Source organism: Marinobacter segnicrescens (assembly GCF_900111555.1).
GTDB lineage: Bacteria > Pseudomonadota > Gammaproteobacteria > Pseudomonadales > Oleiphilaceae > Marinobacter > Marinobacter segnicrescens.
This window is the reverse complement of record NZ_FOHZ01000022.1, coordinates 38,356-45,621: the sequence shown is the minus strand read 5'-3', so window position 1 is coordinate 45,621 and position 7,266 is coordinate 38,356. Positions and strand designations below refer to the sequence as shown.

Annotated in this window: 6 protein-coding genes; all 6 read right to left on the bottom strand. The window is 50.9% G+C overall.

What is annotated here, in order from left to right; translation table 11 throughout:
* The coding region (tnpA, locus tag BM036_RS20210) for an IS66-like element accessory protein TnpA (protein WP_218144821.1) at positions 1 to 548 on the bottom strand (548 nt) is incomplete at its 3' end.
* Positions 549 to 736: 188 nt separating this feature from the next.
* Positions 737 to 1,810 (bottom strand): hypothetical protein, encoded by a 1,074-nt coding sequence (locus tag BM036_RS16045; RefSeq protein WP_091854231.1) that lies wholly within the window; start codon positions 1,808 to 1,810, stop codon positions 737 to 739.
* A gap of 559 nt (positions 1,811 to 2,369) precedes the next feature.
* Positions 2,370 to 3,470, bottom strand: a complete 1,101-nt coding sequence (locus tag BM036_RS16040) for a glycosyltransferase family 2 protein (protein WP_091854230.1) — start codon at positions 3,468 to 3,470, stop codon at positions 2,370 to 2,372.
* A 14-nt stretch (positions 3,471 to 3,484) separates the two neighbouring features.
* The gene (locus tag BM036_RS16035; protein WP_091854229.1) at positions 3,485 to 4,642 is read right to left on the bottom strand and encodes a glycosyltransferase family 4 protein; all 1,158 of its coding nucleotides are present in this window, start codon (positions 4,640 to 4,642) and stop codon (positions 3,485 to 3,487) included.
* Positions 4,642 to 5,682, bottom strand: a complete 1,041-nt coding sequence (locus tag BM036_RS16030; RefSeq protein WP_218144827.1) for a sulfotransferase — start codon at positions 5,680 to 5,682, stop codon at positions 4,642 to 4,644. Before BM036_RS16030 ends, BM036_RS16035 begins: the two co-directional genes overlap by 1 nt.
* A gap of 126 nt (positions 5,683 to 5,808) precedes the next feature.
* Positions 5,809 to 7,263, bottom strand: a complete 1,455-nt coding sequence (locus tag BM036_RS16025; RefSeq protein ID WP_091854226.1) for an oligosaccharide flippase family protein — start codon at positions 7,261 to 7,263, stop codon at positions 5,809 to 5,811.
* Positions 7,264 to 7,266 lie beyond the last annotated feature (3 nt).

The window sequence follows — 7,266 nt, the reverse complement described above, 5'->3', positions numbered from 1 at the left end:
AACCAGATGCCCAAGCCATCATGGATCAAGACCTTCATCCGGTTGCCCCGTTTGTTGGCGAAAAGGTAGGCGCAATGGGGCCTGGCCGAACCAAAGACCTGAATAACCCGAGCCAGGGCTTTGTCGGGCCCGGCCCGCATATCCAGAGGTTCGGTGGCCAGCCAGATCTCGTCGATGCGGATCATCCCAACAGGTCCCGGAGCAAAGCAGCACATTGATGGGCCTGCTCCGCAGGCCACTCCACTACAACCGCACCGCCGGGGGCGGGGAATCTCGATGCGGATGGTGCTACGCTTGTCCGAGACCGACGGGTTGCTCGGTGCTGAGGTTGCCGCTGGCAGTTTGACCGGTACAAATCCCGGTGTTTTATCCGCTCGCTGCGCTTCACTCATCCAGCGCCGGACCATGTTGGCGTTGAGGCCGTTATCCAGGGCGATCCGGGAAACGGAAGCACCGGGTTCCAGGCATTTGGCGACAATCTGCGCTTTGAATTCGCGGGAAAAACGGCGACGGCGTTGGTAGGGCTTGGTTACGCTTAATTCGTTCATGTTAAGTGTCCACTAGAAAATAAGTGGACACTATCCTGACGGCGGCAGCGCCTGGCTCAAGATGGGATTACCGGACGCTTACGATATTTATACCACACAAGCATCAACTTGCCTTGCGTTAGAAAGACACCCACCTGACAGAACACCAAGTATTGCCGTCAAAGTGGGTACAACTTGCCGTGATCACTTTATTCTTGAATCTTTATGTCTGAAGGCGGGTTCGGCTTATTCGGTAGCGTCCTATGAATTTTAAAGGTGTCCACCGCATACCACTGCTCGTAACGTTCACTGGAGTCGAAAGGGACATTATTTATGTTTCCGCCAAGAGAGCATTCATTCCAGCCTTTGATTGACTCATCTCCGACCCGGCGCCAAGGAACATCATTCGCGTCTATAACAGGGTCACCATCAATAAACACTTTAACCTGGCCATCCCCAGCCCCAGCCTGCGAGTCCATTTTCAAGTACATGCCGATGGTATGCCAATTACCATCTAAAAAAACATCGGCCCAAGAAAGCGAGCGGCCATTAACTTTAACGCCATTTTCTATTTTCGTTTTGTAGTCACTACCAAACCCAAAATAATCTTGCTCTGTCTTATAATAGTCCGGATGAGAATACCCGTATATATGCATTAGTGGTCTCAGCCAGTTGCCAGTGGAAGTAGTCCAGGACTTCAGGTCAAAGATAGCTACGGGTGATCCCGATCGAGCATCCTCGCCAAAAAAGGAAAACCGGTTCTGTGTTGTAATTCCACTGTAACGTCGACACCTCAGCAGTTTCATTACACTCTGACCCGAACCTTGCTGTATATCTTCCCAGATCCAGTCTGGACTAAATTTGATACGCAACTCCAAATAGAGCTCGTCATACTCTTGGCCTAAGTCTTTCGTCATCACGGAATCAGCCCCCCAGCTCCCTGGTCCACCATAGGACTCGTCCCACATTACGAAAGCCCGTCTGCCCGAATATCCTGGAAAATCGTCGGTTATCTGTACAACAGGCTTTTTTTCGGGATAGTCAGACGGATGCCAAGATTCAGATAGATAATAAAAGTCAAATTTCCCCGGCTTGTTTTCAGGGATGTCTGGCACCCAGCCTGTATCACCTTCGAAGCGATACCGTTGGGACCGAACTTTAGGTGCCCAGTTCTCCTGCTTGTCAAATTCAGCGTCGAAGATCAAAGTCTCGTTTGCCGTAGCGACTGGCAGAGTTAGAGCCGTCAGTGCTATGCCTTTTGAAAGAAGAGAAATTACACTCATCTGACCCCCTCGACAGGATTCGTGTGTTAAAGGCCCCATTCTGGAGCCATTTGATACTATTTTACAAAGAACCCCGCCCTAAGAAGTGAGGTGAGACACACTGTTGCGTTACGAACTGTTTATTTGGTTACGCTGTATTGCTGCTAGTTAAGATAGCACTCGCGGGGCAGTTCGCAAATGTGTGCGGATGGTTCGAATACTGGATCAGGCAGCGAGCTGGCTCAATGTAGGGTTAGTCACTCAGCAGTATCCACGCCGAATTAACGACCCAGATTAGCCGCATCTTCGGCATAAAACTAATGGAGAGCGTGATGCTCAGCCCCCGCCACAGTATGTTCATCATGCTTGACAGAGCGAATGCCAGTTCTGGGAACTAACAGTCGTCGAGACGCCTGTCAGACTGGGTGGCCTGCCATTATACCGGCTTAGGTGAGGTCATAAGCGTCTAATTATTGGTCAGCACGGCTCATCAGGACACCCTCCTTAACACATTGCGTCGGACCGGGGCCGAGACCACCAAATAGCTCTTTCGCTTTGACTGAGCGAGCGCTTTCCTTTTTTACCTGGAGTCTAACCCTTTTCGCCCCGAACCTATGCTCACGGAATATCGTATAAACGACGACAAAACAGGCTTTAGGTATTTAGCCGGCCTTATCTTGAATGCCTCTATCATCGCCAACAACTCCTCCCGGTACATGGTTCTTTTCCTATAGGAGATAGATAACTGCCACGCATAGATAGAAGCGATTTTATGTGAGAGGTTCTTACGCTCATCATCCGTCAAATTCAGTTCGCCGATCTGATCATACCCGCGCAGCATCGTTTTCGCACTGGCTTCCAGTTTTTCTGGTGTATAACCCGATACGAGAGATATATGCCCATCGTGAACGTGGTATATTTGATGGACTTTATCTACGAAGGCAAACCCAAAGCCTAACTTAGTGCATTTTATGGCGAAAAATCGATCGTATGCTGTTCTGAAGGACTCATCAAAATAATTGTCCTTGAACACCTTTGCCCTAATCAGGGCACATTGGGTGCTGCCTGGAACGTTGTGCATAATCGAGATGCAGGTAATATTGCCATCCTTGACCAGTTTAGCGCTACCTCTGTCGACCGTCTTGAGCTGAAAAAAGGGGTGCAACCCCCCTTTCTCGTAATAATTGCTCTCGGCGAGAGTGCCCCCTGTCTTGTGGTCGATTCTCTTGATTGACCCGAAAACCCAGTCGATGTCACTATGCTCATCGAGAATCTCCACAAATTCTTCCAAATGATAATCGGGCCACTCATCGTCACTATCGTGGAAAGCTATGTACCTACCTCTGGTTCTTGAAAGCGCCAGATTTCTAGCAGCGTAGTGCCCCCTATTCTTTTGATATATATAAGTATAGTCGATCGAACCAGCAGCAGCGTCCAACTTCTCTTTCACACCATCGGTACTTCCGTCATCGACAATTATCAACTCATAATCTGTAAACGTCTGAGATTTTATCGAACTCATCAACTGGGCAACAAACTCACACCTGTTATATATAGGAACGATTATAGAAACTTTAGGCCCACGCTCTCTTGAAAAGCTTTCCACAACAAACCACCCCCCGAAATTTTTATTATTAGTAGTTAGATAGAAAATAATCCGATAATCCAAAATTTCAACCATGCATGATCATTATTCTAGTTGACACCTTCTCCCAGTTCGAACTCAACAGCTGCCTTCCCAGCAAGTACCTTCCATGAAAAATGTTCCTCCACCAGCTCCCGTCCGGCCTCGCCCATTAACTGTCGTTCATCGTCGTTGCTCAAAATCTTGGCGACGGCTTCTTTCAGCGAGTCTGGACTGGTACAGTCTGCCAAATACCCTGTGCGCCCCTCTTCCATCGCTTCCCGGGTACCACCTGACTTTCCAGCCAAAATAGGCTTGCCACAAGCCTGAGCCTCTAGCAGCACCATACCGAACCCTTCGTCATCGTTTCCTACACGCCGATTCGGCAGAGCAAAGAGCTCACAATGCCGATACCGAACACTCAGTTCCTGATCGTTGATTTCACCGGCAAACTCTACGTACTCGGCGACACCAAGTTCCTCCACTAACGCCTGTAGGCGTTCCTTCTCTTCACCATCGCCGACAATGGAGTACAGAATATCCGGAAAGGACCGTCTCAACTCAGGGAGTGCGCTAATCATCATGTCCTGACCCTTTCTCTTCTGCAATCGTCCCACAGTCAGAACCACCGTTCTACCAACCCATGGGGCAGGCCTGGAGCTGTGGTCACCCGGGTGAAATTTCTCGATATCGACACCGGGGGTCATAACGACGACCTGTTGTTCCGACATCCCCCACTTTTCCAGCAGAATTCTTTTGCTGTTCTGGCTGTTTGCGATAATTCGCTCCGCACCCTTAAGCACGCGACGCGTCAGAAAGCTCAACTCTCTGCTGGTTAGCGCCGTTTCCACATCTTCACCATGCACATAACAGGAATAGGGGATTCGGTGCGTTGCCTTTAGCATCAGTGCAGCCAAGCCCTCAGGCAGTACCCGACCACAGTGCACCTGCCTCATCTGTTCTTGCTTGGCCAGCCGGGCTAACCGCCGCCAGGTTCTGAGGTAATACTTCATACCGGTCAGTGAGCGGATACCCCATTGCGAGCTTGCTAGCTCGTCCCGGTATACCGGATGGGGGAAATCTGCGTCGGCCACGGCCGCTTCCGGGTGATTGCCAACCAGGCACGCCACCGATTGCTCTGGGAAGCGGCTATATATCTCCCAGAACCACCGCCCACTTCCGCCATGGCGGGGTGGAAAAATTTCACTGACCAGCAGTATCTTCCTCATTACCTGACCACTCCCTGAAAAAATTCCCGAATGACAGCTTCACCTTCCTGCTCAATCCTTGAAAACCAGGCGTCATCTGCATAATCCTGCCAGCGGGACGTCACAGGTTTCACGAACGTCAGATCCGCTTCACCGAGGATTGCAGGGTCTGCCCCGATTGCAACCAGTACGTCAGCCATACAGGTCGAGGGGTTCTCCGTCAGGGACTCCATAGCCACGCTAATATCTGAGTAATGGACGCCAAAGCAGTATGAAAGCTTCCAGACCATATAGAATAGGTAGTAGCGATGGTGGCTATCGTAATCGGCAAGAAACGGAAATTGTCGCACCAGGTCCCGGGCCCAGACACCCAGGTAGAAATGATCGACGAAACCACTGCCCGACATCGCGGAGGCGGGGTAGTCACCCTCGTTACGTAACGAGGAGCACCACTGGTCGCGAGGGTTACGATAGACGTGGACAATCCGGGCGTAAGGATAGTTTGCTCGTAACCAGGGCAACCGGAAGTCTACCCGATTGAACTGCAGCACAGCTCGTTCCTCGCTGCTTGAAACCAGCGTATCGACGAAGCGCTTCATCCTGTAGTCGAAGCAAGTCTCAGACATGTAAAGCCGGTACCGGATCCAGTCTTCATTGTAGAGGGCAGTTAATGATTCCAGATTCTGGTACTCCGCCCAGTAGTCCGTCACTCCACGATGGGTTGTATCCGTGTGCTCCCCCCTCCTCATCGGATCGAACCAGCGGCGCTCATTGAAAGGCTCGTAGAACGCCTTATGCCCTGGCAGGTTTCGAAACAGATTCCAGAGCAATGTCGACCCGCTACGGAACCGACCGGTAATAAATATCGGCGAAGCCTGTCCGCCACCTTCGCGTCTCGGCGTTTCAACCTCACCATACGGCGATGGCTGATAGAGACCAGCCTTTCGGATGACGTCATAGTCGTGGGCCTTCCTGTTGGCATACAGGCGAAGTTCCTCCGACTGCTGAAGGCGCTGTACAAATCCCATTAACTGACGCTTTAGCTGTCCTTTTAATGACATATTCATCCTTCGTGTGGACTTTTTATTTGCTATCACTTCGCTGGCACCAAAAAGGTTTCCTGTTCTGAACTTTGCCCATTTATCGTGCGTCTCACGGCTACGTATTTCAGCGACCCAATGGAGCCGTCACGACATTTTTTTTACCACTTTCTGACCGACCCCGATCATCCTGAGGATCTCCGCCATCAGAGGGTGCCGGAAAAGCGCAAGTGATAATAGCCATACTGGCGGCAAGCAAACAGCAATCACAGCAACCGGCTTCCACGGATCTCTGGATTCGAAGTCCACATAGCGGGAGATTAATAATGTCGTCAGCGTACAGATAACGGTGATCAGAAGATTTGGCAGCAACGCTCTGTAGAAAACCCCAACCTGAAGGCCGACCCGCTTTGCCAGCAACCAGGTCACCAATGTGATTTCCAGAATACCCAGGACTACGAACCCATTTGCCACCGCCTGCAATCCGTGTGGAAAGGCAACCACTACAAGCAGACATATGGCAACGAACAGAAACGCTTCTTTCGCAGTCATTACACGCTCGTTTCCTGTAGCCACAAGCAGATTATTGGCGAAGCGATGGGTGGCGCGGAGTATCAGCCAGATCGCGAGTACAGATGTCAGCGGTGCGGCCGCATCCCACTGACCACCAAAAAAAAGGCGGATTACTGGAAGACTTGCTATTGCAGCCACGGCAAGTACAGGCCACACGAGGGCACAGATCAGTACCACCGCACGGGTATATGCCCTTGTAATATCCTGGTCCGCCCGGCGGGTCTCAGAAAGATAGGGCAGTACGACCGGCGAGACGCCCATCTGCAGGGTACCTGCAAGGAACCCAACAAACCCCAGCCCGCGAGAAAACATGGCGACCTGTGTGGTGGTACCTAATTTGCCGATGACCAAGTCTGGCACCACAGTGACAGTTTTTCTGAAAAAGTTGGTAAGCGAGTTATATATGCCGAAACTGGCGATTTCCCCGAGCCGGGAAAAAGCCGGTCGCCAAAAATTTGGGAACTCGCTTCGCAATGCAATCATTGCAAACTGCGCAACACTTTGGGTTAACTGACCGATAGCTAGGGAGTAATAACTGAAACCCGCCTGTATAAGAAAAACCGTAACCACCAGATTCACGAAGGAACCCACAAGCTGCGCTTTAAGGACAGTCTTGAAACTGAACGTTCGGGCCAGGAGCGCCATGGTAATACTGAGGAAAGGGGCCAAAAAGAAGGAGCCCGCCAAAATTGCGAAAATCAGAGTTAGGGGGGGAATATCATAGTAGTAAGCTGCAACTGGACCCAACAATAACACTATCAGGCCGATACCCCAGGCAATGATAATAGTCAGCCCTAGTGCACGACGAATTTTCTCATCTGTAAGCTCGTTCTCACGAACAAGGTAGGCACCTGCCCCCAATACCCTGAACTCGCTGAGCATCATGATAATCGCGCTGGCAATGGCAAAAGTCCCGATCTCAGCCGGGGTCAGCAGCCTAGCAACAATCATGGTAGATGCTAGGCCAATCAGCCGCATCGTGTATTGCCCCAGCGATGAAAAGATAACGGCTCTTCGCACTTTAGACATGAA